The organism is Arthrobacter sp. zg-Y238 (assembly GCF_024385525.1).
Lineage (GTDB): Bacteria > Actinomycetota > Actinomycetes > Actinomycetales > Micrococcaceae > Arthrobacter_B > Arthrobacter_B jinronghuae.
In genome coordinates this window covers 1-2,558 of the sequence record NZ_JANFLU010000019.1, presented here as the reverse complement: position 1 = coordinate 2,558, position 2,558 = coordinate 1, and the positions used below count along the sequence as shown (strand labels likewise).

General features: G+C 61.5%; 1 protein-coding gene and 1 rRNA gene. Both read right to left on the bottom strand.

Annotation, left to right across the window (positions count from 1 at the left end):
- Window positions 1-428 precede the first annotated feature (428 nt).
- On the bottom strand, window positions 429-2,201 hold the full coding sequence (locus NNX38_RS16765) for a thioester domain-containing protein (protein WP_255799069.1): 1,773 nt from the start codon (window positions 2,199-2,201) through the stop codon (window positions 429-431).
- Between the two features lie 222 nt (window positions 2,202-2,423).
- Window positions 2,424-2,540, bottom strand: a 5S ribosomal RNA gene (gene rrf / locus NNX38_RS16760).
- Window positions 2,541-2,558 lie beyond the last annotated feature (18 nt).

The window sequence follows — 2,558 nt, the reverse complement described above, 5'->3', positions numbered from 1 at the left end:
GTCCCTTACCCACGGGGTGGGCGGAACGGCCTGTTCAACCAATCAAAATAAATTGGTATCAATAAACTTGGCACACTATTGAGTTCTCAAACAACAGACGCAATCCGAAAATACTCGGGAAAACAATGTTTTCCTTTTCTTCTTCGCTGCAATGTTTTACAGGAAAAGCGTTTCCGCCGTTCCGGACCCAGCAGCAACCGGAGTCTTTTCCACCGCCCCCGCGAGGGGAACACACTGGCTGGACTCTGTTTTCTGATGGGGTTTGGCCGCCATGCTCGGGCGCTTTTCCAGCGTCCCGGCCGCGGCGACTCCTAAAACTTTACACACGTTTGCCCGGAGCCGCAAATCGACCGGCATAGCCGGAGCCGGCCCCCGCTCGGGCGCCGGCTCCGGCTATCCATCAGCCTCCCACTATAGGAAACCCCGGACTAACTGCTGCGCCTCCGGAAGGAGCCCAGGACCAACAGTGATCCGGCCAGGACTGCACCACCTGCTGCCATGACCATGGGCGTAGCGTCTTCCGCCCCGGTCCGCGGAAGCCGTTCGGTAACCGGCACCGGGGCATATTCATTGACCACCCCGGCCGTCACCTCCTGCCCCGGCAGAATAGTTACCTCCGCCGCACCAGACGATTCCACGGTGACATCCTCGTTGGCACCGGACGCCGGCTCCGTAACCCGGCACATCACGCCTGCCGGGATGCCGTCGTACCGCTGCGTAAAGGTATCCGCCGAAGTCCCCTCGGGGATAACGAAGATCTCGTCGACCAGTCCGTCACCGCACTGGATGTGAAGCACGACCTCTTCCTGCAGGCCCGCTCCGGAGCCGCTGATGGTCTTGGCGACCACAAGGTTTCCGGGGTTGAATTCCACCGTGTTGGTCACGGCGAGGACATTCTCCCCCTCGGTGATCGTCACCGGATCCGAGACGGTCGAAGTCACCGTCACCTCGGTAGTGGATCCCGTGACCGGTTCGGTGAGAGAGCACACTGCACCCACCGGAAGATCAACGATCGTTTCGCTGACGGGAACTGTGGTTCCTGCGGGGATCTCAAAGCTAAACAACCCCGCCGGGCCACAGTCGACAGTAAGCGCGATTGCACCTTGGCTGCCTATCGCTTCTCCCGCAAACGTTTTGTTCACCACGAGGTCTCCCGGTACAAAGAACTCCGCGGTTGCCTCGGCAGTGGCTTCCAACACCGTGCTCGCGGCGAGGATGAGGGGTTGCGCGTTGTCCAACAGTGGATCGCCCTGGTCGTAGAGGTAGACATTGCCGGTCTGGACCGTGACGGAAGCGCGGGCGCTAAGGATTCCCGGAGCGGTTGATCCCGGGGGGCCGGCCACCCAGATCTGAGCTCCCGAAAGGACTGTGCTTCCGCTCTCGATGGGAACGGTCGCCGCAGCGTCGGCGAACATGGTGTATCCGGTCGGCACGGAAACCGTAACCTCCGCGGCTCCTTCCGACGCGACCGTGAACGGGCCCGCTACGCCTCCCGCCGGACCCGCAGCAACCGGCGGGGAAACGGTGACATTAGGTGGCGGCGGCTCCACCAGTGGCCCGTTGGCCTGTGCATCGGCGACGATGGCCTCAACCGCGCCTCTGATGACCGTCTCCGTTGTATTGACCAGGTATCCGTCGGTGAAGTACCAGATCGCACCCTGCACCGCCGCAGCCTGCTGATTGGCGGTTAAGCCCGCAGGCGCTGCGGGATTCGCAGGATAGTAGTTGTTCAGGACGTAATTCACGTAGCCGATGTTGGCTACGTTGGATTCCTCCCAGGCCCCCTGAACGTAGCCAATGCCGACCATGGTTTCCACCGCTGTGTCGATGCAGTACATCTGCCCAATCCCGCCACCGGCATCCTCGGTGATAATGATGCCCGCGAACCGGCCCGTCACCGGCACTCCCACTGGGTTCTCCTCCGGATACGGTGCCAATGGATCCGGTGGGGTGGGATTGTCAGCCACGAAGGCCTGTACCCTTTGAGCGGGCCCGAGCATGGTAGTCACGACTTCCGCATTGGTGCCGGCTACCGGCATCGGATCATTCGGGTCCGGCTCTGCCCACGAGGCATTCGCGGGTGCCGCGAACGGTGCCAGCAGCAGCGCTGCAGCGGCCGCCGTGCCTAAAAGTGACCTGCGTAGCCGGCGCTCGTGCGCCCGCCGACGCCGCGGGCCGGAAGAAAAGGAATATTGGCTCATAGTGGTCTTCCTGCTTCTATCCCTGGGGATGACTCGCGAGTGACCATGCCGAAACCAGTTCGGCCTGTGCTGGGCACAGTATGTGGAATCCGAGGCCGCTGGTAGGCAAATCTGCCATATTCGTAGAAAGCCGGGCAGGGACCAAATTTCTTATTGACATTCCCTGGTTAAACAAGGAGAGCCCGTACCAACACTGGTACGGGCTCAACCTCTTCAAATATTGTCCGGCGGTGACCTACTCTCCCACATCCTCCCGGATGCAGTACCATCGGCGCTGTGGGTCTTAGCTTCCGGGTTCGGAATGGGACCGGGCGTTTCCCCCACGCTATGACCGCCGTAACCCTTCTACCCGCACCC

Excerpts from the sequence above, each read along its gene's own strand:
- NNX38_RS16765 (WP_255799069.1), bottom strand. The coding sequence starts at position 2,201 with ATGAGCCAATATTCCTTTTCTTCCGGCCCGCGGCGTCGGCGGGCGCAC.